A 25428-nucleotide genomic window follows, 5' to 3' on the forward strand; every position below is an offset into this window, starting at 1 on the left:
GCGAAGGCGGATAGAGAACCGCCCGGACGATGCCGGGCGGTGTGGATCCTCATAAAGGATCCAGGCTGCGACCATTGCTAACGCAAGCGGCTACTCCTTGGCCGGCGCGAAAAACCGCACTCTGGACCCAAGCTGGTTGTGCGCGGACAGCCGGTCAGGATCTTCGCCAGGATCAGGGCTGCGACCATTGATAGCTCAGCCCCTCGGGGGTATCCGCCAGCTGGCGCAGTCGGCTCTCCAGCTGCAGCCCGCGGATGAGCTCGGCCTTGTCCCCTTGCAGGCTCAGGTTGAAGGTCACCTTGTCCCCCTCCAGTTTGCCAATCTCCACCTTGGTGACGCTGGCCATCCCCTGCAGCATCTTCTGCACCGTGATCATGCCGTCGATGCCGGACAACCCCTCCACCACCAGTGTCTGGCTGGAGGCAACCCCCGAGATGCGCGCCCCGTAGTTCTGCACCAGCCAGCCTGCCAGGGCATCGGCGAACGTCTGCGCCACCTCGGCCTGGGTGCCGGCGCCCTCGCCCTTGGTCAGTTCGCTCAGCTCACCGCCCGCTTTGGGGCCGTAGAGTCCCCAGTCGATGCTCCACTTTCCTTCCTCCTTGCCATCGGGCGTCAGCTTGCCCAACACCACCATCTCGGCGCCATAACGCTGGCTCGCCTTGAGGATGGGGTCGGCGAAGCGGCCCCAGACGTCGGTGGCGTTGACCGCCATGTTGTCGTCCAAGTCCATCAGCGGAATGCTGACCGGCAGCCCCATCGCCTGGCTCTGGGTACGCAGGGCGGCAGCCCAGCCATCGCTGGACTGATCCGGCAGAATGCGCCGCTCCCCTTCATTGATCACCAGCCAGATGGCGACCTGCGGCCGAGCCGGACCCAGCAGGGCGAACTTGCTCTCGGCCACCAGGGCATTGACCTTGGCCACATCGAAATCGGCCTTGAGAAACTTCACCGGCCCCACGTCCTGATAACCGTAGTGCTGCACGAATTCGCCGGGGGCCGCCAGCGCCTTGACCACCGCCGGCTGGGTCAGGATGTCGCGCTTGCCGGTCACCTTGATCAGCACCTCGCCCAGGGCCTGGGACTGGGCCGCCGCCATGTCGCCGCTGGTGGGCGCCTTGCCCTGATAGAGATCGGTCACCTGGGCGGCCGACACCATGAATGACAAGCCGCAGCAGAGGGCGGTCACAACACGTTTGAGCATGAGAGGAGTCTCGAAATGGGAGATGGTGCTTATGGTAGCGGCAAGGCGCGCATGGCAGCAAGCCGGGGCGGGAGAAACAGCGGAGCCGGCGGGATGCCGGCTCCGTTTGCGCGCCTGCTGGCACGCGATGAGGCGATCGAGGCTTACTTGGTGCCGAAGATCTTGTCGCCGGCGTCGCCCAGACCCGGGACAATGTAGCCCTTCTCGTTCAGGCCCTGGTCGATGGAGGCACAGAACAGCTCCACGTCCGGGTGAGCGGCTTCCAGCGCCTTGATGCCTTCCGGCGCGGCAACCAGCACCAGCACCTTGATGGACTGGCAGCCCTTCTTCTTGAGCAGGTCGATGGTGGCGATCATGGAGCCGCCGGTGGCCAGCATGGGGTCGATGACCAGCGCCAGACGCTCTTCGATGTTGCTGACGATCTTCTCGAAGTAGGGAACCGGTTGCAGGGTCTCTTCGTCGCGGTAGATACCGACCACGCTGACGCGGGCGCTCGGCATGTGCTCCAGCACGCCATCCATCATGCCCAGACCGGCGCGCAGGATGGGCACCACGGTGACCTTCTTGCCCTTGATCTGGTCAACTTCCACTGGCCCATTCCAGCCATCGATGGTAACCTTCTCGGTTTCGAAGTCAGAGGTCGCTTCGTAGGTCAACAAACTGCCCACTTCCTTGGCCAGTTCACGGAAACGCTTGGTGCTGATATCGCCTTCACGCATCAGACCGATCTTGTGCTTGACCAGGGGGTGTTTGACTTCAACGACTTTCATTATTATCTCCTCTAACTGCCGCAAAAAAATCGCGGAATCATACAACAAAAGCCGCCGCTTGTAGAGCATTTCCGCGCAAAAACGCGCAAACGATTTCCTTTCTGGTTTTTCACCGCCACTGTTAGAATACGCCCCGAATTTTACCCTCCACTTCTTTATATGACGGGGAATACGCGTGACTGACAAAACCTCACTGAGCTACAAGGATGCTGGCGTGGATATCGATGCCGGCAATGCACTGGTTGAACGTATCAAGGGCGTGTCAAAGCGCACTCGTCGTCCTGAAGTCCTTGGTGGTCTTGGCGGCTTTGGGGCCTTGTGTCAAATCCCTGCGGGCTACAAGGAGCCGGTGCTGGTCTCCGGCACCGACGGGGTGGGCACCAAGCTGCGCCTCGCCATCGACCTGAAGAAGCACGACACCGTCGGCATCGATCTGGTGGCCATGTGCGTCAATGACCTGATCGTGCAGGGCGCCGAGCCCCTCTTCTTCCTCGACTACTATGCCACCGGCAAGCTGGACGTCGACACCGCCGCCGCCGTGGTCACCGGCATCGGTGCCGGCTGCGAGCAGTCCGGTTGCGCCCTGGTGGGCGGCGAAACCGCCGAGATGCCGGGCATGTATGAGGGGGAAGACTACGACATCGCCGGTTTCTGCGTCGGTGTAGTGGAGAAGAGCGAGATCATCGACGGCAGCAAGGTCGGCGAAGGGGATGCCCTGATCGCCCTGGCCGCCAGCGGCCCCCACTCCAACGGCTTCTCTCTGGTGCGCAAGATCCTGGAAGTCTCCAAGGCCGACGTGCAGCAGCCGCTGGGTGACACCACCCTGGCCAATGCCCTGCTGGAGCCGACCCGCATCTACGTGAAACCCGTGCTCAAGCTCATCAAGGAGTGCGAGATCCACGCCCTGTCCCACATCACAGGTGGCGGCTTCTGGGAGAACATCCCGCGCGTGCTGCCCGCCAACACCCAGGCGGTGATCGACGAGCAGAGCTGGCAGTGGCCGGCGGTGTTCAGCTGGCTGCAGCAGGCCGGCAACGTCACCCGCCACGAGATGTACCGTACCTTCAACTGCGGCGTCGGCATGATCATCGCCCTGCCGGCAGATCAGCTGGAAAAAGCGCTGACCCTGCTCAAGACCGAAGGCGAGAACGCCTGGCATATCGGCTATATCACCAAGGCGGCCGATGGTGAGGAGCAGGTCATCATTCAATGAATGACCGGATCAACAGCCAAATGACCTCCCCCATGAAACGCATCCTGGTGCTGATCTCCGGCAACGGCAGCAACCTGCAGACCATCCTCGACAGTTGTGCCGACGGCAAGATTGCCGGTCAGGTGGTCGGCGTCATCAGCAACAAGGCCGATGCCTATGGTCTGGTGCGTGCCAAAGAGGCGGGGGTGGCCACCGCCATCCTCGCCCAGCAGCAGTTTGCCAGCCGGGAGGAGTACGACGCAGCCCTGTTGGCGCTGATGGCGGACTATCAGCCCGATCTGGTGGTACTGGCCGGGTTTATGCGGATCCTGAGTGCCGACCTGGTGCGGCATTTTGCCGGGCGGATGATCAACATCCACCCCTCCCTGCTGCCCAAGTATCAGGGGTTGCACACCCACCAGCGCGCCATCGACGCAGGTGACGACGAGCATGGCGCCAGCGTCCACTTCGTCACCGAAGAGCTCGACGGCGGCCCGGTGATCCTGCAAGCCCGCGTCCCCATCTTCGAAGGGGATGATGCCGACGAGGTGGCGGCCCGGGTACAGGTGCAGGAGCACAGCATCTACCCGCTGGTGGTACAGTGGTTCTGTGAAGGGCGCTTGCAGATGCGAGCCGGGTCTGCCTTGCTCGATGGCAAGCAGCTTGGCCCGGCAGGCTATGCCAGCGAATAATCGTTAACAACAGCATGCAAAATAGAACAAGGGAGGCCCAGGCCTCCCTTGTCATTTCTATCTACCAGCGCACTTGCTGTCATCACGTCCGATTACGCCGCTGCGCGGCTAACCGGCCCTACACCGGATTGTCGATATCGATAAAGGTGACATCCAACCCGTGCACGGTCGCCAACCACTCCCCCAGCGCCTTGACGCCGTAACGCTCGGTGGCGTGGTGACCGGCGGCGTAGAAGTGCATGCCCATCTCGCGGGCGGTGTGGATGGTCTGCTCGGAGGCTTCGCCGGAGATGAAGGCATCGATGCCCTGCTCCGCCGCCAGATTGATGTAGCTCTGACCGCCGCCGGTGCACCAGGCCACGGAGCGGATAAGCTCGGGACCGCTGTCGCCACAATGAAGCGGCTCACGGCCGAGCCGTTCGGCAATCAGCTTGGCAAAATCGCTGCCGCTCATGGGCTCTTCCAGCTTGCCCACCATGGCGACGCTCTTGCTGTTCCAGGGCTCGAGGCCGCGGCGCACCTTGATGTCGAGCAGCTTGGCGAGCTGGGCGTTGTTGCCCACCTCGGGGTGCACGTCCAGCGGCAGGTGGTAGGCAAACAGGTTGATGTCGTGGGTCAAGAGGGTCTTGATGCGGCGCTGTTTCATGCCGGTGATCTGGGCCGGCTCACCGCTCCAGAAGTAGCCGTGATGAACCAGGATGGCGTCAGCGTTGGCGGCCACGGCCGCATCGATCAGGGCCTGGCTGGCGGTGACGCCGGTCACCACCTTAAGAATGCGCTCACGCCCCTCCACCTGCAGGCCATTGGGGCAGTAATCCTTGATGGCGTGCGGTTCGAGCAGATGGTTGAGTAGGGTTTCGAGTTTTCGATGAGAGATCATAGGGGTCCCTTATAAAGGCGCCGACCCCTGTGCTGCGATGCAGACAGGAATCGGGCTCATAACGCCGAGGCCCCATGATAATCGAGGCCGGCCGCCAAGACCATGATGCCTCCCACACTGCGGCCCATAGCAGAGCTCGGAATGGCTTCAGGCCGGCAGATCGATCCCCGCCTCACGCATCTGGGCCAGCTTGTAGCGCAGGGTGCGCGGGCTGATGCCGAGCCGGTCGGCCACCGCCTTGCGGCTGCCGTTGCAATCCTGCAGGGTGTCGAGAATGATCTGATGCTCCTGCTGCTTGAGCTCGCTGCCCAGGTGTTCGCTGCCGCTGCTGCGCTCACTGCCGACAAGGCGAATCTCTTCTTCTTCCACCTCTTCCAGGATCAGGTGCTCGCAGCCGATGAGGCCATCCGGGCTCAGAATAAGGGCCCGCTGTACCACGTTGTCGAGCTCGCGCACGTTGCCGGGCCAGGGGTGAGCCAGCAGCCGCTCGCGAGCGGGCTCGGTCAGCTGCGGCGTCGGCAGTCCCTGCTGACCGGCATGCAGCGCCAGCAGGTGCTCCGCCAGCGGCAGTATATCGCCTGGGCGCTCCCACAGCGCCGTCCAGCGCAGCGGGAAGACATTGAGGCGGTAGTAGAGATCCTCGCGAAACAGGCCATCCTGCACCGCTTTTTTCAGATCCCGGTTGCTGGTGGCGATGACCCGCACGTCGAGCGGGATCATCTTGCGACTGCCGAGCCGCTCCACTTCTTTCTCCTGCAACACCCGCAGCAGCTTGGCCTGCAGCCCCAGATCCATCTCGGTGATCTCGTCGAGCAGCAGGGTCCCCCCCTGCGCCTGTTCGAACTTGCCTGGGCAGCCCTGTACCGCGCCGGTAAAGGCCCCCTTCTCGTAGCCGAACAGCGTCGCCTCCAGCATGTTTTCCGGAATGGCGGCGCAGTTGATGGCGACGAAGGTCTGTTCGGCGCGGCTGGAGTTGTCGTGGATGTAGCGAGCCAGCACCTCTTTGCCCGTCCCGCTCGGACCGGTCACCATCACGGTGGCCTCGCTTCTGGCCACCCGGGTCGCCAGCTGGAACAGCTCGGCGGTCTTGGGATCGCCGTAGACCACGGCCCGCTTCTCCACCTTCTGGGCCGGCACATAACGGCTGACCTGGTTGAGCAGAACCTCGGGCGAGAAGGGCTTGGCCAGATAATCGATGGCGCCTTCGCGCATGGCGCGCACCGCCCCGTCGATGTTGGCGTAGGCGGTCATCAACAGCACCGGCACCTGGGGATATTGCTGACGAATGTTGGCCAGCAGGGTCAGGCCATCCATGCCTCCCATCTGGATATCCGAGATCACCATGTCGAAACTCTGGCGCGACAGGGCCAGCAAAGCCCGCTCGCCACTGTCCACCTCGCGGCACTCATAGCCGCCGAGCAACAGGGTATCCACCAGCGCCTCGCGCAGGCCATTGTCATCTTCCACTACCAGGATCCGGGCCTGAGTCATGCTACACCTCCCACCACAGCCAACCTGGCCGCTGCAATATTCATTTCCACGAGCCTGACGCTCATGCTACACCCCCCAGCTGCACCGCTTGCTGGTGCAGGGGGAACGACAGGGTAAAACAGGTCCCCTCGCCGGGTACCGAGGCCACGCTGACCTCGCCCTGATGGGCACGGACCACTGATTGCACCACCGCCAGCCCAAGGCCTGTGCCCTGGGAGCGGGTGGTGAAGAAGGGTTCGAAAATCTGGCTGAGCAGGTGAGCGGGCATCCCCTTGCCGTTGTCGAGAATGCGCAGCTCCACCCGGGCGCCGCTGCGCACCGCGCTCACCAGAAGCGACGTGGCGCCGGCCTGCTGGGCATTGGCGATGAGGTTGTTGACCGCCCCCGCCAGCGCGCTGCTGTTGGCCAACAGACAGAGATCGGGCTCCGGCGCCTCCATGTGCAGCTCACAGCCCTGCTGGCTGCAAAATGCCTCGGCGCCGGCCTGCACCTCGGCCAGCAGCCCCTGCACCGACGTCGGGGTCACCACCTGGTTGTCGCCGTTGCGGGCAAACAACAGGATGTCGCTGATCTGTTTCTCGAGATCCTGCAGGCGCGCCATCAGCTTTTGCTGGAACTGGCTGCGGGATTCCGGTTTGAGGGTGCGGTTGGCCAGGTTGGCGGCATAGAGCATGGCGGCGGAGAGCGGCGTGCGGATCTGGTGGGCCAGTGACGCGGCCATATTGCCAAGGGCGGACAACCGCTTCATGTGGTTGATGCGGTCTTGCAGCTGGCGGGTTTCGGTCAGATCGTTGATGAACACCAGCTGGCCCGGCTGATCCGGCAGCGGCTGGGTCGACAGCTGGACCCGGCGACCATCGCGCAGGGAAATTTCGTGGCCGTCATCCTCGCGGGGCTGGAAACAGCGGTCGATGATCTGGCGCCAGGCCTGGCCTTCCAGCGGCTCCCCCAGCAGTGCCTTGGCGGCCGGGTTGGCGCGGGTGATCCGGCCCTCGCCGTCAAGCAGCAAGACACCGGTGGGCAGCGCCGTGAAGATGGCGTAAAGCTGGCTCACCTCGTGAGACTGGAGCGGGGTATCCTGCGGCTGGGCTGTCATAAAGCTGACCTCAAACTGGCGACTGAGTCAGCTTATTCAATTTCCATGCCACTAAAATTTACATATAAAATCAAAGCCTTGAAGCTAGGCGTCAAGGCTTTGACCCTTATGCTTCCTTGCTCATCCCGTATTTTTTCATCTTCTCCACCAGGGTGGTGCGGCGCATGCCAAGCAGGTCGGCGGCGCGGGCCACCACCCCGTCCTGGGACTCCAGCGCCTGGCGGATCAGCTCCACCTCCAGGTCGGCCAGCATCTCCTTGAGGTTGACCCCCTCCTCCGGCAGCTGCATGGCGCGGGCATGGCTGGCGGGCAGATCCAGCTCGGGCGGATCCTGGAACACCGCGGCCAGTGCATCGCGCTCGTCCATCTCGGTCAACCGCTCGTCCCGCGGCTCGCACGGCAGCAACCGATAGCGGCTCGGCAAGTCAGCCACGTCGACGATCTGCTGCGGGTAGAGGATGAGCAGCCGCTCCAGCAGGTTGGAGAGCTCGCGCACGTTGCCGGGCCAGGGGTACTGCATCAGGGATTCCATGGCGCGCTGGGTCAGACGGATCATCCCCTGATGCAGCTCGGCATGGCGATTGAGCAACTCCTGCAGCAGCAGCGGGATGTCATCGGCCCGATCCCGCAGCGGCGGGGTCTCGATGGGGAAGACGTTGAGGCGATAGTAGAGATCTTCGCGGAAACCCTGGGTACGGATCATGGCTTCCAGATCCCGGTGGGTGGCTGCGATGATGCGCACATCCGCCTGGATGGGCTTGCCGCCGCCAACCCGATCAAACAACCGCTCCTGCAGCACCCGCAGCAGTTTGACCTGCATCGGCAGCGGCATGTCGCCGATCTCGTCGAGAAACAGGGTGCCCCCCTGTGCCAGCTCGAAGCGGCCGCGCCGGGCGGCGATTGCGCCGGTGAAGGCCCCCTTCTCGTGGCCGAACAGTTCGCTTTCCAGCAGCTCAGCCGGAATGGCACCGCAGTTGATGGGCACGAAGGGGCCCTGGCTTCGGCCGGACAGCTCATGGATGGCGCGGGCCACCACCTCCTTGCCGGTACCCGATTCGCCGAGGATCAGCACGTTGGCATCGGTCTCGGCCACCTGGCTGATGAGCCGACGCACCTCCTGGATCCCCTTGCCCTTGCCCACCAGCAGGCGCAGCAGCGCCTGCCCCTTGTCGTGGGTCTGTTGACGAGGATGGAGGGAGACGAAGGCCTGGCAAAAGTGCAGATGGCGGGTCAGGGATTCGTAGGTGAAAGGCGCCTCGGCCACCCCGATGAAGTTGCTGTTGGGGAAGTCGGCCTCCACCAGCGACAGGAAAGGCACCCGGGGGAATCCGGTCAGCAGCTCGCCCAGCGGGCGGCCGTTGAGGGAACCGGTCAGCACCCCCTGCAGCGGGCCGGATGACTCGATGGCCACATCCAGATCGCCCTCGGCAACGTCCTGCCAGGGGATCCCCATGAACGAGAGAACTGTCCCCAACTGTTGGCGCCGCTGCGCATCGGCGTCAACAATCAACACTCCCATTGCCATCATATCCATCCCTCTATTCTCGACGTAACTTATTGTTTTATTGTGCTTATGTGGTCAAGCCACGCACTTTATGCAGGATGCACAAAGTGCCAAAATTCCGACGCATTGTCAAAATTTGTCGCATTTCACCTAAGTTTATCGACCCAACGGCGCAACAAGATAAATTTTGTCGCCTCTTTTTTTGGGTACGGTGGGCAGGCAGCAGGCAAACAAGAGAGGCAGGAACACGAGCTGGTGCGCCAGTTTGCGGCCGGCAGCAGGCCGCAAACTGGCGGTGGGGATCAATGGCGGGCGTGAGTATGGGGTGCGGCGTAGCGACATTCAGGGAAGCGGCTGCAGGCCAGGAACAGCCGGCCGGCATGGGGGCCCTTCTTGGCTTCCCGTTCCACCAGCGGCGCATCACAGCGCGGACAGTGCGGCACCTGATGGGGATACTCTTCTTCCTCATCCTCTACCTCAGCAAACAGATTCTCCACCAGCTCGGCGTCAGCCGCCGGCAGCGGCGCGCTGCGTGGCGATACGATCGCCTTGATGGGGGCCACGGCCGGGGCACGACCGCCATGGCGAGGCTCTTCCACCTCGACCCGATCCAGTTGCAGGGGGCTGAAGGTGGGCTCGCGGCGATCCCCTGGCAGCAGATCCTCATCCGGAGCTCGGCGGGGGCCGCTTAGCAGCGGCAGGATCTGTTCGCGCAACTCCTCGACCTGATAATGGCTACTTGCCGGGATCTGCAGCAGCGGCAGACCGGCGCTGTCAAAGGCGGCCTTGAGGAAACTGTCGCGCACCTTGCGCTTCTGGTGGCGATGGGAGCTGTCATCGAGCTCGATGGCGCAGATGAAGGAGAGATCGGAGGGGTGGCAGAGCAGATAGTCCACGTGCTTGGCGCTGATCTTGTTGAACGCCTGCTGCCACTTGCTCTTGCCCATGCCCGTCTCCGGCGTCAGCACATCGGCCACCCGCACCTTGGCAAAGACCCGGGCCTGGTCGCCGACCGCCAGATCCAGTACGCCGAGGAAGGAGCGCTCGGCGGGGCTGAACAGGGTCTCCTGCAGATCATAGGGCAGCGCCTTGCCCTTCTTGCCCCTGCTCCAGAAGATCGCCAGCAGCAGCAACACCAACAACACCAATCCCGATACGACAAGGCTATTCATACGCGCACATCCCGTTCACAAGAGCTATCCGGTTCACAATACAAAACAGGGGCATCACTCTACCACGGTGCAGCGGGCGCAGGCAGTGCAGAAATGGCGCCAACCCCCTCCCGGCGGTGCTTTTTCGCCATATTTGCGGTGGGCGGGGCTTCATATGGCCTGTGACAGCAGGCACAATGCTACGGAGTACCCATTTTCCAAGGAGAGCAGGATGCAAAAGCAATTGGTCGTGACCGTGATAGGCGCTGACAAGCCCGGTATCGTCGAGAGTCTGGCGGACGTCATCACCCACCAGCAGGGCAACTGGCTGGCCAGTTCCATGAGCGAGCTGGCGGGACAATTTGCCGGCATCCTGCACGTGAGCGTGCCTGACGAGCACTACCGTAGCCTGTGCGAGGCGCTGGTGATGCTGCCCGGCCTCACCGTCAGCTTCGCCGAAGGCCAGCTCAGCCAGGAGCCGGAACGGCAGGTGATGGTAAGTGTCACCGGCAACGACCGGGCCGGCATCGTCCACGAAGTAGCCAGCATCCTGCGTCAGCTCAACATCAACGTGGCCGACCTCACCACCGGCTGCGAACCGGCTCCCCACTCCGGCGCCCCGCTCTTCTACGCCCACGCTCTGGTGGCGCTGCCACCCCGACTCGAACTGGGGGATCTCATCAGCGCGCTGGAGTCGCTGTCGGACGATCTGGTGGTCGACATCGATCAGGCCATCATCGACTGAGCGAAGGGTCATCAATCTGTCATATTTCCACGCCATAACTGCCGCGCAGACGCGACCTGACCACAGAGGCATCACATGAGCACCGACAAGCAGTATGAAGAGAAGGAGCTGAGTTGGCTCTCATTCAATGAACGGGTGTTGCAAGAGGCAATGGACAAGACGGTTCCGCTCATCGAGCGGGTCCGTTTCCTGGGGATCTTCTCCTCCAATCAGGATGAGTTCTTCAAGGTGCGGGTGTCGGACGTCAAGCGCCGCATCCTGATCAACGAAGTGCACGGCGGCGACGACGAGGCCAAGGTGCTGCTGCGCGCCATCCAGCAGAAGGTGATGGCGCTCGGCGAGGCGTTCGACAACACCTACAAGGAGCTGTTGATAGCGCTCGCCCGCCACAACATCTTCCTGGTCAACGAGTACCAACTCTCCGAGTCGATCCAGCAGTGGCTGCGGGTCTTCTTCAAGGAGAAGGTGCTGCGCCACATCATCCCGATCCTGCTCAACAAAGAGGTCAACCCGGTCAAGTTCCTGAAAGACGAGTACACCTATCTGGCCATCGAAATGAAGAAGAACGGTCAGGTGATCCAGTACGCGCTGGTGGAGGTGCCGACCGACGATCTGCCCCGCTTCTTCCAGCTGCCGCCGGAAGGCACCCGCCGCAAGAAGCAGATCATCATCCTCGACAACGTCATCCGCTTCTGTCTTGACGAGATCTTCAAGGGCTTCTTCGACTACGACGAGATAGCCGCCTACGCGGTCAAGCTGACCCGGGATGCCGAATACGATCTCTCCGACCAGCTGGATCTGAGCCTGGTGGACAAGATGAGTGACGGCTTGAAGCAGCGCCTCACCGCCATGCCGGTGCGCTTCGTCTACGAGCGGGAGATGCCGGCGGCAATGATCAGCTTCCTGAAGCTCAAGCTGCAGATCAGCTCCTACGACGCCATCATGCCGGGCGGTCGCTATCACAACTTCAAGGATTTCATCGGCTTCCCCAACGTGGGCCGGGATTATCTGGAAAACCCCAAGCTGCCGGCGCTGGATTGCCGCGATTTTGACGGCTTCGTCAACGCCTTCGATGCCATCACCAAGCAGGACATACTGCTCTACTACCCGTACCACAAGTTCCATCACTTCACCGAGCTGGTGCGCCAGGCGGCATTTGATCCGGCGGTCAGTGCCATTCGCATCAACATCTACCGGGTGGCCAAGAAGTCGCGCATCATCCACTCCCTCATCGACGCCGCCAACAACGGCAAGAAGGTGACCGTGGTGGTGGAGCTGCGCGCCCGCTTCGACGAAGCGGCCAACATCGACTGGGCCAACATCCTGACCGATGCCGGCGTCAAGGTGGTGTTCGGGGTGCCGAGCCTCAAGATCCACTCCAAGCTCTGCCTCATCACCCGCCACGAGCAGGGTGAGGCGGTGCGCTACGCCCACATCGGCACCGGCAACTTCAACGAGAAGACGGCGAAGATCTATACCGACTTCTCTCTGCTGACCCGCCACCCGGACATCACCGCCGAGGTGGAGGGGGTGTTCGAGTACATCGAATACCCTTATCGGCGCTACAAGTTCAACCACCTGCTGGTCTCCCCCATCAACAGCCGCCGCCAGCTCTACCGGCTCATCGACAACGAACTGGCCAACGCCAAGGCGGGCCAGCCGAGCGGCATCACCCTCAAGATCAACAACCTGGTGGACAGAGACCTCATCAACCGGCTCTATGCCGCCGGTCAGGCCGGGGTGCCCATCCAGATGATCATCCGCGGCATGTGTGCCCTGCGTCCGGGCGTACCGGGCTTGAGCGAAAACATCAGGGTGATCAGCATCATCGACCGCTTCCTCGAGCATCCGCGGGTGATGGTGTTCCACAACAAGGGCAATCCCCAGCTCTATATCTCCAGCGCCGACTGGATGAGCCGCAACATCGACGGCCGCATCGAGGTGGGCACCCCCATCTATGACGAGCGGCTCAAGCAGCGCATCCTCGACATTCTCGAGCTACAACTGAGTGACACCTGCAAGGCGCGGGTCATCGATGCCGACCAGCAGAACGAATACGTGAAGCGGGGCAACCGTCGCAAGATCCGTTCCCAGGTCGCGATTTACGACTACCTCAAACGCATAGAGTCAAACAATGGACAATAGCCTGTACGCCGCCGTCGATCTGGGCTCGAACAGCTTTCACATGGTCATCGCCCGTCTCACCGAAGGACGGCTGCAGATCGTCGATCGGATAAAAGAACGGGTCCGACTGGCAGAGGGGATGGACAGCCAGCGCCGCATGTCTGCCGAAGCCATGACCCGGGGCCTCGACTGCCTCGCCCTGTTTGCCGAGCGGCTGACCAACATCAAGCCGGATCAGATCCGCATCGCCGGCACCTATACCCTGCGCCGTGCCAGCAACGCCCGCGAGTTCGTGAGCGAGGCGGCCAAGGTGCTCAACCACCCCATCGAGATCATCAGCGGCCAGGAAGAGGCGCGCCTCATCTATCAGGGGGTCGCCCATACCCAGCACATCGAAGGCCAGGTACTGGTGGTAGACATTGGCGGTGGCAGCACCGAGCTCATCATCGGCGAGGGGTTCGATCACAAGGCGCTCACCAGCCGCAAGATGGGCTGCGTCAGCTTCACCCAGAGCTTCTTTGCCAACGGCAAGCTGAGCGAGAAGGCCTTCAACAATGCCGTGCTGGAAGCCCAACACCAGCTCGCTCCCATCATCAACCAGTACCGCAAGCTGGGCTGGCAGAGCTGCCTCGGCAGCTCGGGCTCGATCCGCACCGTGCGCGATGTGTTGCAGGGAGAAGAGTGGACCGATGGTGCCATCACCCTGGCCGGGCTGGAGCGGCTCAAGCAGGAGATGATCAGGCACAAGCGGGTCGGCGATCTCAAGCTGGCCGGCCTCACCGAGGAGCGTCAGGAGGTGTTTGCTGCCGCGGTGGCCATCCTGCTCGGGCTCTTCACCTCGCTGCCCATCGAGCGGATGGACTATTCCGATGGTGCCCTGCGTGAGGGGTTGCTGTACGAGTTCGAGGAGCGCCTGCAGCACCACGACATTCGCGAACGCACCGCTCTGGCGCTCTCCACCCACTATCGCATCGACAAGCGTCAGGCTGGCCGGGTCGAACAGAGCGTGCTGACCCTGTTCGATCTGCTCAGCGGCCCCTGGGAGATGCCGGAGGAGCCCTATCGCGCCATCCTCGGTTGGGCGGCGCGGCTGCACGAAATCGGCCTTGCCATCAACTACAGCGGCATTCACCGTCACTCCGCCTATATCCTGCAGCATACCGACCTGCCCGGTTTCAACCAGGACGATCAGGCCCTGCTGGCCGCGCTGGTACGCTTTCACCGCAAGGGGCTCAAGCTCTCCGAGCTCCCTTCCCTGCCCAACCACGACGAACAGACGGTGCTGCGTTGCATCCGCATTCTGCGCCTCGCGGTTGCCGCCCACCATAGGCGCCAGGACAACCTGCTGCCCGATTGGCACGTGCAGGCCGCCGGCGATCAGCTGGTGGTCACCCTGCCACTGGACTGGTGCGACGAGAACAAATTGCTGATGCAGAATCTGGAGAAGGAGCATCGCTACTGTCAGGAACAGGGCTGGCCACTGCTGTTCCAGCTCGGCTGACGCCGGCTCGGCGAGACAAAAAAGGCAGCCCACGGGCTGCCTTTTACATTTTCGGGATGGCGACTTACTGCAGCTCAGGTAGCAGCAGCTTGGCGATTTCGAAGTAGATGATAAGACCGGTACCATCCACCAGGGTGGCGATGAAGGGGGCGGATACCACGGCCGGGTCGATGCGGAAGCGACGCAGCACCATGGGGATCACCGAAGCAACGGTGGCGCTCCACAGCACGATGGCGATGATGGTCAGGGTGACGACCATGCCGATCTGGGGGCCAACCCCCAGGCTCCAGGCCCGTACCCAGGCGGCCAGCGCGATGGCGGCCGAGATGAGCAGACCGGTGGAGATCTCCTTTTTCAGCACGGTGCCGAGGTTGCGCAGGCTCACCTCCCCGACCGCCATGGCTCGCACTATGGTGGTGGTGATCTGGGTACCACTGTTGCCGCCGGTGCCGATCAGGAGCGGAATGAAGAAGGCCAGCGCGATGGCCGCTTCCAGCTGCTCCTCAAACGCCCGCAGCACGGTACCGGTATAGGCTTCGGCCACGAACAGGATCAGCAGCCAGCCCACCCGCTTGCGCCACAGTTGCCAGGGGGTTGCCTGCAGATAGGGAGTGTCGAGCGGCGAGGAACCACCCTGCATCTCCGCATCCTCGGTGGATTCGAGCTCCAGGATGTCGGCGGCATCGTCCACATGGAAGATCCCCACCAGTTTGCCCTGATCCTCGACCGGCAGGGTCGAGATGTCGCGGTCGATCAGCAGGCGGGCGGCCAGTTCCTGATCCGCCCGGGCATTGATGCGCACCGTCTCCCGGTCCATCAACTCGCTCACCGGCAGTTGCGGGTCAGCAATCAGCAGGGATTTGAGCGAGATGCTGCCAAGCAGGCGGTGGTCGTTGTTGACCACATAGAGGTTCTGGAACAGCTGGGCGTTGTCCCAAGCATCGTGGATCAGCTGCTTGGCGCTGCCCACCGTCTCCTGATCGCCGATGGCCAGGAATTCGTGGCGCATGTTGGCGCCCACCGATTCGGTCGGCCAGTCGAGCAGGGAGTAGAAGGTGGACTGCACCTGCTCCGGGAAGCGGGCAAGCAGCATGGTGCGATCACTGCTGCCCAGCCGGCGCAGAATGGCCAGCATGTCGCGACGGGGCATGGCCCCCTGCAACACGCTGACGATGCTGGCATGCAGCCGCATCAGCAGGCGCCCGGCACAGTCTGCCGACAGCGAACTGAGCAGCGCCGCCCCATCGGCAGTGGGCAGGGTATCGAAGATGCAGTTGAGCTCTTCCGGACGCAGGGTCAGCAGCTGATCGGCACGCTGAACCGGATCCAGGTTGTGCTCCAGCCAGCCCTGCAGGGCAGCCAGATCGAGCAGTTGATGACGATTGAGTAGAGTCTGTGTTTTCTTCATCACAAATGACCTCATGTGATTTCAGGCAAGCCTGAGCGCGAACGGTGATCCGTCGCCGTCTGAAAGAAAACAGCAATTTGATTGACGAGTAATAGGCAGGAAATGACGCCGTCCGGCGTGTCATCATCCCCACGTACCAGCTTTAGCACTGCATAACGTATCCGGCATGCCGGAAGCCACTTGGGTTTACACCTTAATCCGATGAAAACTGTCCTGATCTTGGGCGTCTCTGGACGTCGTGAGATCAGTGGCCTGTGTTTATACAGGAGCCTCGCCTAACGAGATGCTGCAAATATGCGCACAACCCTCTGTTGTGCGGGCTGCATGATTATCGAATGCTCAATAGGAGTCAACCCGTCGCCATGCGCTAAATAGCCTGTGGCAACAGCTTGTTACAATTGGCCGGCATGGGGAGTTGAATGAGGATAAACGAGCGGGAAAAACAGGGGCCAAGCGGGTAACCATCGCTCGCAGCCATCAGGGCCGCGAGCGATGGGTGACCCGTCAACGAATGTAGTCGAACAGGGTCAGCTTGCTGATCTTGCTGAAGGAGAGCTGGGTGGCGCTCAGTGCCGCATCCTCTTTTGACAGGGTGGCAATCACCTCATAGAGATCTGCTTCGGAGACCTTGGCCCTCGCCTGCTGATTCAAGGTGCTCAGCCCTTCGTTCGAGCCCATCACCTGCTCCAGCCCGTTCATTCTGCCGCCAATCTCCCCCAGCCCCTGATCCACGTTCAGCCGGGCATTTTTCATGTGGGCGGTGGCATCCGCCACCTTCAGCTGGAAGGTATCCGGCGTGATGTTGGGATCCCGCAGCGCCGTGATGAAATCGGACATGCCATCGAGGATGTTGTTGTTCTGGGGCGGATCCAGCACGAAGTTTTGCGCCGCCCCCCCTGCTGGCAGCGACAGGGTCAGCTCCAGCCCGTTGAAGGGGATCTTGTTGCCCGCCACATAGTCGCCGCTTTGCAGCAAGGCACCGCCGCCATCCCTGATCTCATAGGTATCCGGCGTGCCGGCGATGGTATTCACCGTATACTGGTTGCTGGCAAGCGAAGGGTCGTAGTTGTTGCGATAGAAGCTGTCGAAGTGGCCCTGATCGGCCACCCCGACCTGAATATTGGCGCTCCCCGCGCTGCTGGTTCTGCGTGTCGGTACTATCTCGAACAGGTTGAAGCCGGAATCATTGGCGGCAATCTGCACCGTCGGCGACACCTGAATGTTGCGCTGGCCGGTATCCCCCTGAAACACATAATTGCCGCTGGCATCCTGAATGAAGGGCTGGGTCTTGCTCTGGTTGCCGCCGAAGATATATTCGCCCTGGGAGTTCTTGCTGTTCATCAGGTCGAACATCTGCTTTTGCAGCCCCTCCAGCTCGCTGGCAATGGCCTGACGATCCTCGTACCCCACCGCCGAGTCGTTCGCCTTCTGGATCAGGGTCTGGGCACTGGTCATGGCGGTGTTGAGGGCGGTCAGCACCGTCTCCTCGTGGCCCAGGCTGTTTTCCAGCAGGCTGCCGTTGACCCCGTACTGCTTGAAGAGATCGATCTCCTTGGTCAGCGCCAGCTTCTGGCTCATGCCGGAGGGATCTTCCCCCGCCGTCTTGAACTTGTTGCCGGTCATCAGCTGCTCATACGCCGTGCTCAGCCGCTCGTTGGCGCCATTCAGCGAGGAGATATTGCGGTCATAGACCATGTTGGTGGTAATACGCATCGATTTACCTCACTGATGACAACAGGGTATCGAAAATGGTCTTGGCGGTGCTGACGATCTGGGCGGAGGCGGCATAGGACTGCTGATAACGGATCAGGTTGGCCGCTTCCTCTTCCAGGCTGACGCCGGAGACACTCTCGAAAATCCCCCTGCTCTGGGTCAATTTCGTTTCGTCTGCCTTGAGCTGGCTCTTGGCCTGGCTGGCGGTGTTGCCCACCCCGGTCACCAGGCTGGAGTAAGCCTCGTTGAAGGTCATCTTGTCGTTGCTGGTGCCGGCGTTGCTGCTCTTGCGCACCAGATCCTTGTTCTGCAGATCCGCCAGTGCCAGCCCGTTGGCGTTGTCGGCAAAACCGTCGGTGTTGTAGCTGAGGGTAAAGCTGTCCTTGGCCTCCACCTTGCCGGTGATGCTGAACTCGTAACCCGGAGTCTGGGCCGGGGTGGCGTAGACCTTGGGCCCACCCAGCGGACTCTCGAGGGCGGCCATCAGGTTCTGCCCCTTGCTGGAAGCGGGGGCAACCCCAATCAGCGTGGTACCGTCCGCCGCATAGACCTGGTAGTTGCCGCTGCCGTCTATCTTCACCACCTGGGGTGAGGCCGGATTCAGGCTGTTGGTGCCAAAGCCAGAGCCGGCACCGGTATTGGTGATGCCATTGAGCTTGATCTCGGCCGAGCCGAAATTGTTCTTGTTCTTGTCGGCCTTGAGCGGCGATGCCAGCGCCAGATCTTCGGCCCGGGTTGCCAGCTGACCCAGGCCGGCTGCCGCCCGCTTGGTCGGTTGCAACAGGATCTTATCCCCCGCCGCCGGGGTGCCGGAGAGATCGATCTGGATGCCGTGACCCGCCACCTGCACCGTGGCGGGTGGCGTGGTGCCGGTGGTCAGCGAAGTGCGGTTGCCATCCTTGTCCACCGAAAACACCTCGTAACCGGTGGCGCTGCTGAACTGCACTTCGTAATCAAAGGTGGTCACTTCCGTGCCCTTGCCGGGCACGAAGCTCACCTTGGCGGCGCCACTACCGGTGTTCTGGCTGTAGGCCAGACCATCGCTCGAGCCGAGGGAGAAGAGATCCCCCCCCAGCTCGTTGTCCAGATCCATCCCCAACCGGTTTTGCTGGTTCATGGCATCGGCCATGGCGGCGGCCAGCTGGCCCAGCTCGCGCTTGGACGGTTCCAGATCGTTGCGGGCGGAGAAGAGACCGCCGAGACCGCCACCAATGTCCTTGTTGTTCAGGGTGATCTTGTTGGGGTCCATGTTCAGCTGCAACTCGGGCTCACGGGCATCGGGATTGCCCGGCACCACGCTGAGCTGGGCAACGCTGCCATTGAGTACCAGGGAGTGGCCGGTGCTCATGTTGACCAGCATGCTGCCGTTGTCCTGCGGCACGGTGCGGATCTCCATCTTCTCGGAAAGCTGGCGAATGGCCTCGTCCCGCTGGTCGAACAGCATCAGGTTCTCTTCCGGCGTGCCCTGGGTGCGAATGATGGCCTGATTCAGATCGTTGATGCTGTTGATCAGGCTGTTCACCCGCTTGGCCTCATCGCCGATGGTGGTGTTGATGGTGTCGGTCTGCTTGTCCAGCTGGGCCGACAGGGTGTGAAAGCGGTTTACCATGCCACTGAGCTGGCTCAGGGTGGTCTTGCGGCCGGAGATATCGGCGGGGGCTTCGTTGGCGGTATGGAAGCCCTCGAAATAGGAGCTGATGGCGGCACCGACGCTGTTGCTGGTGTCTCCCAGCAGGCTGTCGGTGTTGGCGAGCTGCTGATAACGGGTGGAGGAGGCATAGAAGGCGGACGTGTCGCGCCTGACCTCTCCCTGGGCATAGGCGTTGATGACCCGCTCGGTCAGCATGTCGCCGGTACCAAGTCCGTTGGCATTGGTATAGATCAGGGTCCGTTCACGCACATAGCCCTGGCTATTGACGTTGACGATGTTGTTACTGGTGGTCTGCAGCAGTCGCTGCTGGGCCATCACACCCGAGGTACCAATTCCAAGCAGGTCGCTTGCCATGACTTACAGCTCCATTTCTGTATTGTTGGTCGCGGAGTAGCCGGCAATGGCATCACTGCGCAATACCTGTTTCAGTTTCCTGGCGTAGTGCGGGTCGGTGGCGTATCCAGCCTGTTGCAAGGCTTCGAAATAACGGTCCGGACTGTCCACCTTGGCCAGAGCCCCCTTGTAGCGGGAACCCGAGGTCAGGAAATCAACATAGTCGTTGAAGCTCTCCTCGAACGACTCGTAGGAGCGAAACGCCGCCTTCTGGCGCGATGCCACTCCTTTCTCGTATTCCAGGGTGCTGACCACCGTCTTGGGCCCTTCCCAGCGCGGATCGGCCTTGATGCCGAACAGGTTGTGGGTCACCTGCCCCTCCCCGTTCTTGATCACCCGCTTGCCCCAGCCACTTTCCAGCGCCGCCTGGGCTACCAGCACTGCCGGGCTCAATCCCAGCTTGTCGGCCGCCTTCTTGGCCAGCGGCATCAGCCGGTTGACAAACTCTTCAGGGGTGTCAAACACCTGGGTCGTTTCATCGAGCGCCTTGGCGCCGCGAATGCCGTGTCCCACTTGCGCAGGCCCCATCGGCGGTATGGTGCGGCGACTACGATGAGCCGTTGCCAAAGACTGCACATCGCCACTCATCTCCTTGTCAGCAAAATCTTTGCCAACTTTTGAGGCTGAGATGAGATCGTTGGCGGCCGAGGTGGGCGGTTGATAGGGTTTATAGACCCGCTCAGTACGCTGCGGCATCTTGAGCACCCGCCCATCGTGATGGGTAAAAGTCTCTGGCGAGAGCTGCTTGGCCACCATGGCAGCCAGGCCGATGCCACCCTTGCTCGACATGTCGGCGACCCGCTGTTCGTCCAGCATCCCCTCGTAGAACTGGGTGTAGCTGCTGTTGAAGGGGCTGTCCTGGGTCAATACCTGGTTGGCCTGGCGCATGCTTTGAAACAGGGTCTGGGTAAAAATGGACTCAAACTGACGAGAAGCCGCCATGAGCGCATCCGCCTTGCCCTCCTTGCTCTGGCTCAGCTGGCGCAGGCGATCCAGGTTCTGGATATCCTGCACCATGCCCAGATTCACGCCGCTGTTGGTATCTAACTCTGCCATTTTGCTTACCTCATTGCCGCCCGTGGCAACCCCTTGCCGCTTTATTACAGTATGACCAGCTGGCCTTCGATGGCGCCGGCCTGTTGCAGCGCCTCCAGGATCGCCATCAGATCGCCGGGAGCCACCCCGACCTGATTCACTGCCCGCACCAGATCATCCAGGGTGGCCCCGGTATCCAGCTTGAACATGCGTCCCTGCTCCTGCTGCACGTTGATGGTGGAGTTGTTGGTGACCGCCGTCTGCCCGCCGGAGAGCGGATTGGGCTGGGACACCTGCTGATTTTCCGCGATGGTGACCGTCAAGCCGCCGTGACTGATGGCCGCCGGCTTGAGCCGCACCTGGCTGCCGATGACAATGGTGCCAGTCCGGGAGTTGACGATGATCTTGGCCGCCTCGCTGGCCGGATCCACCTCCAGATTCTCGATGGTGGCGAGGTAGGAGACCCGCTGGCCCGGGTCCCGCGGTGCGTAGACCTTGACCGAGGTGGCATCGAGCGCCTGCGCCGTATTGGGGCCGACCAGATCGTTGACCACGTCAGCCAGCCGGCGTGCCGTGGTGAAATCGGGGCGGTTCAGGTTGAAGGTGATGGTATCCCCCTGGCTGAAGGAGTTCGGGACTTCCCGCTCTACGGTAGCCCCATTGGCGATACGGCCCACGGTCGGGGTATTGATCACCACCTTGGAGCCGTCAGCGCCCTCGGCACCCAGCCCGCCAACCACCAGACTGCCCTGCGCCACCGCATAGACCCGGCCATCCAGCCCCTTAAGGAAGCTTTGCAGCAGGGTGCCGCCACGCAGGCTCTTGGCCTCGCCAATGGCCGACACCGTCACGTCTATGGTCTGGCCCGGCTTGGCAAACGGCGGCAGATCCGCATGAATGGCCACCGGCGCCACGTCCTTGATCTTGGGCTTGATGTTGTCCGGCACCTTGATGCCGAAATTGTTCAGCATGGTGCGAAAGGTCTGCTCGGTGAAGGCGTTGCTCTTCTCACCCGTGCCCGGCAGACCGACCACCAGACCGTAGCCGATCAGCTGGTTGCTACGTACCCCTTCCACCGAGCTGATGTCCTTGATCCGGGAGGCATGGGCCATCCCCAGGGGCAACAGGCAGCAGAACAGGGCAACAAGACGGAGCGACTTCATAACACCTCCTAGAGCGGCCACCAGGGACCATTGAAAAAGCTGGTAAGCCACCCCTGTTCCTGGGTATTGGCCAGATCGCCGGTGCCACCGTAATGGATGCGCGCATTGGCCACCTTCTGGGATGAGACACTGTTGTCGGTGGTCACATCCTCGGGGCGGATCATGCCGGTGATCCGGATATATTCGTTGCCGTTGTTGAGCATGATCCACTTCTCGCCGCGCACCAGCAGGTTGCCGTTGGGCAGTACCTTGGCCACGCTGACGGAGATGTTGCCCTGCAGGCTGTTGCTCTGATCCGCCTTGGCCTGCCCCTTGAAGGCGCCGTTCTGGCTGAGGGAGGCCGACAGATCATAGGGACCGGCCGTCACCGGCACACCGCCCAACACAGCCGGATTCATGGTGAATTTATTATCCTTGCCGCTCTGGGTATTGGCCTTCTTGGAGGCGGAAGTGGACTCGGCCAGCTCGATGGTGATGATGTCGCCCACCTTGTGCGCCTTGATGTCCGAATAGATGCCGTTGACCTGATCGGGCTGGAAGATGGCACCGGTCGGCCTGACCGAGACCGGCTCCGACTCCCCGTAGACGGGGGCAAACTCGGGATCATCGGGCTTGGCGGTATTGGGCGTGCTGCTGCAGCCTCCCAACGCCAGCAGCCCCAGCATCCATATGGCTTTCATCATGCGCCTCCTACTTATGTGCGCTGGATCAGGAAGGACATCATGCCATCCACCGCCGAGAGAACCTTGGAGTTCATCTCGTACACCCGCTGGGCCTGGATCAGGTTCACCAGCTCTTCGGTCACGTTGACGTTGGAGGTCTCCAGCATGCCCTGCTTGATCACCCCCAGTCCGTCCGTCCCGGCGACACCCTGCACCGGCGCACCGCTGGACTGGGTCTCGACGAACATGTTCTCGCCCATGGGCTGCAGACCAGAAGCGTTGACGAAGTCGGTGGTGTTGATCTGGCCTACCACCTGGGAGGCGCCATCCCCTTTGAGCTGTACCGACACCTGGCCATCCTCGCCAATCGTCACGCTCTGGGCGTTCTCCGGGATCTGGATCTCCGGCTGCAGCGGGTAACCGTTGCCCGGCGTGACGATTGTCCCTTCACTGTTGAGGGTGAACTGGCCGTTGCGGGTATAGGCCGCGCTGCCATCGGGCAGCTGGATCTCGAAGTAGCCACGGCCGCTTATCATCAGATCCAGTGAGTTGTCTGTGGTTTGCACGTTGCCCTGGCTGTGGTTCTTCTGGGTGGCCACTACCTTGGCCCCCGCCCCCAGCATCAGGCCGGAAGGGCGCTCGGTGTCGGCCGATGAACGGCCACCGGGCTGGTTGATGTTTTGATAGAGCAGATCCTCGAAGATGGCCCGGGATTTTTTGTAACCCACGGTGCTGGCGTTCGCCAGGTTGTTCGAGGTAACCGAGATGTTGGTCTGCTGTGCATCCAAGCCGGTCTTGCTGATCCAGAGTGCAGGGTTCATGTAAAACTCCTTGGTTAGCTGATACGCAGCAGCTGGGTTTGAGCCTCGTCATTCTCTTCCGCGGTCTTCATTATTTTGACCTGGGTTTCAAACTGACGTTGCAACCGAATAAGGTTGGTCATTTCATCGACCACGTTGACGTTGCTCCCCTCGAGGGAGCCGGCGATCAGGCCGACAGTGGCCGACGCCGCTTCATTCTGGCCATCCTTGCGACGGAACAGGCCGTCCTGCCCCTTCTCCACCGCATCCACCGCCGGATTGACCAGCTTGATGCGCTGGAAATTCTCCGGCAGGTTGGCGGCCGCCCCTTCCGGACGGCCACTGATGGTGCCGTCCCGGTTGATTTCAATTTTCTCCATCGGCAGCGGCAGCACGATGGGCTGACCGCCGTCGTCCACCACGTTCAACCCGGTGGAGGTTTGCAGGTTGCCGGTCGCGCTCAACTGCAGATTGCCCATGCGGGTATAGGCTTCGCCGCCCTTGGGATCCTGCACCGCAATCCAGCCCTGGCCGTCGACGGCAACGTCAAGATCCCGACCCGTGGTCATCAGCATGCCATGCTGCAGGTTCTGGCCTGGCCGCTCGGCCATGGCGAACACCCGGGTGGGCAACCCCTCGCCAAACGCCTGCATGCTGCGCGCCTGCTCGAAGTCGGACTTGAAGCCGGTGGTATTGGCGTTGGCCAGGTTGTTGCTTCGAACAGCCAGGCTGTTCATGCTCTCCTTGGCGCCCGACATGGCGATGTATAGCAGGTGATCCATGGGATCCTCCGTCAAACTGATGACTCTGACAGAGGAACTGCAATTTGAATGCCAATCCCCATTACCTCGGGTCACCAAGGCGGCAAATACCCATGAAAAAGGGCGCCGAAGCGCCCTTTGTTAACAAGAGAATGATTAGCGGATCTGCAGTATGGTCTGCTGCAGGGAGCTGTTCACTTCCAGCGAACGGGAGTTGGCCTGGAAGTTGCGCTGCGCGGTGATGAGGTTGACCAGCTGGGAGGTCAAATCCACGTTGGATTGCTCCAGCGCAGAGGACTTGATGCTACCCAAGGTGCCCGAGTTGGGGGTGCCGGGCAGCGCATCACCAGAGAGCAGAGACTGGCGCCAGGAGGTATCCCCGACCTGGGTCAATCCTTGCGAGTTGGCGAATTTGGCAAGTGCCACCATGGCAACCTTCAACGTCGTCGCATTGCTGTAGGTCGCCGACACAATACCGTCCGGCGTAATCTCGACCTTGGTCAGATTACCAACAGTGGCACCATCCTGGGTCAGTTTGGTGACGTTGAAAGGTGAGCTGTATTGCGTCACATCACCGAGACGGATCTCCAATGTCTGAGCGGGATCGGCACCGTTGGTAATAATCCCGGCCGTCGTGCCAAGGGCGACGGTTTTGATCGGATCAGCTGGAACGGTTTTAGTTGGATCCAATTTGCCGCCGGAAGTAAACTCCATCTTTACGCCTGTGGGGACGCCTGTCGCTGGGCTGGGTGAACCACCGGCGATATCAATGGGCTTGTTCCCTTCATACATGTACATGCTCCAGGTACCCGGCGTCAGCGGCGTTCCCGGGGCAGCCGGATCCTCATGGCGGACAAAATATTTGGTGATCACATGGGGAGCACCAAGCGAATCATATATCGTCACCGAGGTTGAGTGGGCAAAGGTGGCCGAATTGGTCGGATCGAACGCAGTTGGTGACGTTGGTTTGGTTTTCGACTCGATACTCAGGTTGAAGCTGGCTTCCACCAGCTCGGTCATTTTGGGCTCACCCGCCCGATCCGGTATTTGAATCGGTTTGGTGGCGTTGATGCTGACCGCCTTGGGCGTCCCATCCGTGTTGATTTCATAGCCTTGCAGATAGTTGCCCTGATTGTTGACCATATAGCTGTTTTCATTCAGCTTGAAGGCACCGGCCCGGGTAAAGGTACGATCCAGGTTGGTCAGACCGTCCGACGTCACGAAGAAGCCATTGCCCTGAATGGACAAATCAAGGGCGTTGTTGGTGAACTGCAGCGCCCCCTGGTGAAACTGCTGTGCCACCGCCCCCGTTGCCACACCATTGCCGACCTGGGTCTTGGCATTGACGAAGATGGAGTTGGCGTATACGTCCGCAAACTCGGCACGAGACTCTTTAAAGCCCGTGGTATTGACGTTGGCAATGTTGTTGGCGGTAACGTTCAGATCTTTTTGTGCCGCGTTGACACCGCTCAAGGCATTGTTAAATGACATATCC

At 61.5% G+C, this 25428-nt stretch carries 21 protein-coding genes and 1 riboswitch; of the genes, 5 read left to right on the top strand and 16 right to left on the bottom strand.

All coding sequences use genetic code 11. From position 1 onward, the window contains the following. Positions 1-172 precede the first annotated feature (172 nt). Both AHA_RS14250 and upp read right to left on the bottom strand, forming a co-directional pair. Entirely contained in the window at positions 173-1201 is a 1029-nt protein-coding gene (locus AHA_RS14250) for a DUF2066 domain-containing protein (protein WP_011706622.1), read from the bottom strand. A gap of 143 nt (positions 1202-1344) precedes the next feature. Beyond that, positions 1345-1971, bottom strand: coding sequence for a uracil phosphoribosyltransferase (upp, locus tag AHA_RS14255; protein ID WP_005302745.1), 627 nt, complete (start codon positions 1969-1971; stop codon positions 1345-1347). Positions 1972-2146: 175 nt separating this feature from the next. Here upp and purM point away from each other — a divergent pair, with 175 nt between their 5' ends. Beyond that, on the top strand, positions 2147-3184 hold the full coding sequence (gene purM, locus AHA_RS14260; RefSeq protein ID WP_011706623.1) for a phosphoribosylformylglycinamidine cyclo-ligase: 1038 nt from the start codon (positions 2147-2149) through the stop codon (positions 3182-3184). A 32-nt stretch (positions 3185-3216) separates the two neighbouring features. Next, on the top strand, positions 3217-3855 hold the full coding sequence (purN, locus tag AHA_RS14265; RefSeq protein ID WP_164927692.1) for a phosphoribosylglycinamide formyltransferase: 639 nt from the start codon (positions 3217-3219) through the stop codon (positions 3853-3855). Between the two features lie 118 nt (positions 3856-3973). Here the strand turns inward: purN and AHA_RS14270 are convergent, their stop codons facing one another. The 5 genes from AHA_RS14270 to AHA_RS14290 all read right to left on the bottom strand — a co-directional run bounded on the left by AHA_RS14270 (position 3974) and on the right by AHA_RS14290 (position 9998). Further along, positions 3974-4735 (bottom strand): Nif3-like dinuclear metal center hexameric protein, encoded by a 762-nt coding sequence (locus AHA_RS14270; protein WP_011706625.1) that lies wholly within the window; start codon positions 4733-4735, stop codon positions 3974-3976. A gap of 147 nt (positions 4736-4882) precedes the next feature. Next, entirely contained in the window at positions 4883-6226 is a 1344-nt protein-coding gene (locus AHA_RS14275; protein WP_011706626.1) for a sigma-54-dependent transcriptional regulator, read from the bottom strand. Between the two features lie 61 nt (positions 6227-6287). Then, the gene (locus tag AHA_RS14280; protein ID WP_011706627.1) at positions 6288-7322 is read right to left on the bottom strand and encodes a sensor histidine kinase; all 1035 of its coding nucleotides are present in this window, start codon (positions 7320-7322) and stop codon (positions 6288-6290) included. Between the two features lie 106 nt (positions 7323-7428). Next, positions 7429-8850: a sigma-54 dependent transcriptional regulator gene (locus tag AHA_RS14285; protein WP_017409846.1), complete on the bottom strand. Its 1422-nt coding sequence runs from the start codon at positions 8848-8850 to the stop codon at positions 7429-7431. A gap of 278 nt (positions 8851-9128) precedes the next feature. Then, entirely contained in the window at positions 9129-9998 is an 870-nt protein-coding gene (locus AHA_RS14290) for a DUF2726 domain-containing protein (RefSeq protein WP_043162497.1), read from the bottom strand. A 211-nt stretch (positions 9999-10209) separates the two neighbouring features. Between AHA_RS14290 and AHA_RS14295 the strand changes: the two genes are divergently transcribed. The 3 genes from AHA_RS14295 to ppx all read left to right on the top strand — a co-directional run bounded on the left by AHA_RS14295 (position 10210) and on the right by ppx (position 14347). Further along, positions 10210-10722, top strand: a complete 513-nt coding sequence (locus tag AHA_RS14295; RefSeq protein WP_016351315.1) for a glycine cleavage system protein R — start codon at positions 10210-10212, stop codon at positions 10720-10722. A gap of 75 nt (positions 10723-10797) precedes the next feature. Continuing rightward, positions 10798-12867, top strand: a complete 2070-nt coding sequence (ppk1, locus tag AHA_RS14300) for a polyphosphate kinase 1 (RefSeq protein WP_011706631.1) — start codon at positions 10798-10800, stop codon at positions 12865-12867. Beyond that, positions 12857-14347, top strand: a complete 1491-nt coding sequence (ppx, locus tag AHA_RS14305; RefSeq protein WP_011706632.1) for an exopolyphosphatase — start codon at positions 12857-12859, stop codon at positions 14345-14347. Before ppk1 ends, ppx begins: the two co-directional genes overlap by 11 nt. Before the next feature lie 64 nt (positions 14348-14411). On the opposite strand, the gene mgtE is transcribed toward ppx, so the two are convergent. The 9 genes from mgtE to flgE form a co-directional block, all read right to left on the bottom strand. Further along, entirely contained in the window at positions 14412-15755 is a 1344-nt protein-coding gene (gene mgtE / locus AHA_RS14310) for a magnesium transporter (RefSeq protein ID WP_011706633.1), read from the bottom strand. A 120-nt stretch (positions 15756-15875) separates the two neighbouring features. Then, a riboswitch (M-box (ykoK) riboswitch) is annotated at positions 15876-16045 on the bottom strand. A gap of 214 nt (positions 16046-16259) precedes the next feature. Further along, positions 16260-17468, bottom strand: coding sequence for a flagellar hook-associated protein FlgL (gene flgL / locus AHA_RS14315; protein ID WP_011706634.1), 1209 nt, complete (start codon positions 17466-17468; stop codon positions 16260-16262). 4 nt (positions 17469-17472) lie between these two features. Then, complete coding sequence (locus AHA_RS14320) at positions 17473-19473, bottom strand: FlgK family flagellar hook-associated protein (RefSeq protein ID WP_011706635.1); 2001 nt, start codon at positions 19471-19473, stop codon at positions 17473-17475. Between the two features lie 3 nt (positions 19474-19476). Then, positions 19477-20568, bottom strand: a complete 1092-nt coding sequence (gene flgJ, locus AHA_RS14325; RefSeq protein WP_164927693.1) for a flagellar assembly peptidoglycan hydrolase FlgJ — start codon at positions 20566-20568, stop codon at positions 19477-19479. Between the two features lie 44 nt (positions 20569-20612). Continuing rightward, positions 20613-21710, bottom strand: a complete 1098-nt coding sequence (locus AHA_RS14330; RefSeq protein WP_011706637.1) for a flagellar basal body P-ring protein FlgI — start codon at positions 21708-21710, stop codon at positions 20613-20615. Between the two features lie 8 nt (positions 21711-21718). Next, positions 21719-22390 carry a flagellar basal body L-ring protein FlgH gene (gene flgH, locus AHA_RS14335; protein ID WP_011706638.1) on the bottom strand — a complete coding sequence of 224 codons (672 nt, stop codon included), beginning with the start codon at positions 22388-22390 and terminating at the stop codon, positions 21719-21721. A gap of 14 nt (positions 22391-22404) precedes the next feature. Further along, positions 22405-23193: a flagellar basal-body rod protein FlgG gene (gene flgG / locus AHA_RS14340; protein ID WP_011706639.1), complete on the bottom strand. Its 789-nt coding sequence runs from the start codon at positions 23191-23193 to the stop codon at positions 22405-22407. 14 nt (positions 23194-23207) lie between these two features. Continuing rightward, on the bottom strand, positions 23208-23954 hold the full coding sequence (flgF, locus tag AHA_RS14345) for a flagellar basal-body rod protein FlgF (protein WP_011706640.1): 747 nt from the start codon (positions 23952-23954) through the stop codon (positions 23208-23210). Between the two features lie 135 nt (positions 23955-24089). Continuing rightward, positions 24090-25424 (bottom strand): flagellar hook protein FlgE, encoded by a 1335-nt coding sequence (gene flgE, locus AHA_RS14350; protein ID WP_011706641.1) that lies wholly within the window; start codon positions 25422-25424, stop codon positions 24090-24092. Between the last annotated feature and the right edge of the window lie 4 nt (positions 25425-25428).

The sequence above is a fragment of the Aeromonas hydrophila subsp. hydrophila ATCC 7966 genome (genome assembly GCF_000014805.1).
GTDB classification, from domain to species: domain Bacteria; phylum Pseudomonadota; class Gammaproteobacteria; order Enterobacterales; family Aeromonadaceae; genus Aeromonas; species Aeromonas hydrophila.

Bases quoted from the DNA above. Each gene is read 5' to 3' on its own strand.
- AHA_RS14250 (WP_011706622.1), bottom strand. From the start codon at position 1,201: ATGCTCAAACGTGTTGTGACCGCCCTCTGCTGCGGCTTGTCATTCATG.
- upp (WP_005302745.1), bottom strand. From the start codon at position 1,971: ATGAAAGTCGTTGAAGTCAAACACCCCCTGGTCAAGCACAAGATCGGT.
- purN (WP_164927692.1), top strand. From the start codon at position 3,217: ATGAAACGCATCCTGGTGCTGATCTCCGGCAACGGCAGCAACCTGCAG.
- AHA_RS14270 (WP_011706625.1), bottom strand. From the start codon at position 4,735: ATGATCTCTCATCGAAAACTCGAAACCCTACTCAACCATCTGCTCGAA.
- AHA_RS14275 (WP_011706626.1), bottom strand. From the start codon at position 6,226: ATGACTCAGGCCCGGATCCTGGTAGTGGAAGATGACAATGGCCTGCGC.
- AHA_RS14280 (WP_011706627.1), bottom strand. From the start codon at position 7,322: ATGACAGCCCAGCCGCAGGATACCCCGCTCCAGTCTCACGAGGTGAGC.
- AHA_RS14285 (WP_017409846.1), bottom strand. From the start codon at position 8,850: ATGATGGCAATGGGAGTGTTGATTGTTGACGCCGATGCGCAGCGGCGC.
- AHA_RS14290 (WP_043162497.1), bottom strand. From the start codon at position 9,998: ATGAATAGCCTTGTCGTATCGGGATTGGTGTTGTTGGTGTTGCTGCTG.
- AHA_RS14295 (WP_016351315.1), top strand. From the start codon at position 10,210: ATGCAAAAGCAATTGGTCGTGACCGTGATAGGCGCTGACAAGCCCGGT.
- ppk1 (WP_011706631.1), top strand. From the start codon at position 10,798: ATGAGCACCGACAAGCAGTATGAAGAGAAGGAGCTGAGTTGGCTCTCA.
- ppx (WP_011706632.1), top strand. From the start codon at position 12,857: ATGGACAATAGCCTGTACGCCGCCGTCGATCTGGGCTCGAACAGCTTT.
- mgtE (WP_011706633.1), bottom strand. From the start codon at position 15,755: ATGAAGAAAACACAGACTCTACTCAATCGTCATCAACTGCTCGATCTG.
- flgL (WP_011706634.1), bottom strand. From the start codon at position 17,468: ATGCGTATTACCACCAACATGGTCTATGACCGCAATATCTCCTCGCTG.
- AHA_RS14320 (WP_011706635.1), bottom strand. From the start codon at position 19,473: ATGGCAAGCGACCTGCTTGGAATTGGTACCTCGGGTGTGATGGCCCAG.
- flgJ (WP_164927693.1), bottom strand. From the start codon at position 20,568: ATGGCAGAGTTAGATACCAACAGCGGCGTGAATCTGGGCATGGTGCAG.
- AHA_RS14330 (WP_011706637.1), bottom strand. From the start codon at position 21,710: ATGAAGTCGCTCCGTCTTGTTGCCCTGTTCTGCTGCCTGTTGCCCCTG.
- flgH (WP_011706638.1), bottom strand. From the start codon at position 22,390: ATGAAAGCCATATGGATGCTGGGGCTGCTGGCGTTGGGAGGCTGCAGC.
- flgG (WP_011706639.1), bottom strand. From the start codon at position 23,193: ATGAACCCTGCACTCTGGATCAGCAAGACCGGCTTGGATGCACAGCAG.
- flgF (WP_011706640.1), bottom strand. From the start codon at position 23,954: ATGGATCACCTGCTATACATCGCCATGTCGGGCGCCAAGGAGAGCATG.
- flgE (WP_011706641.1), bottom strand. From the start codon at position 25,424: ATGTCATTTAACAATGCCTTGAGCGGTGTCAACGCGGCACAAAAAGAT.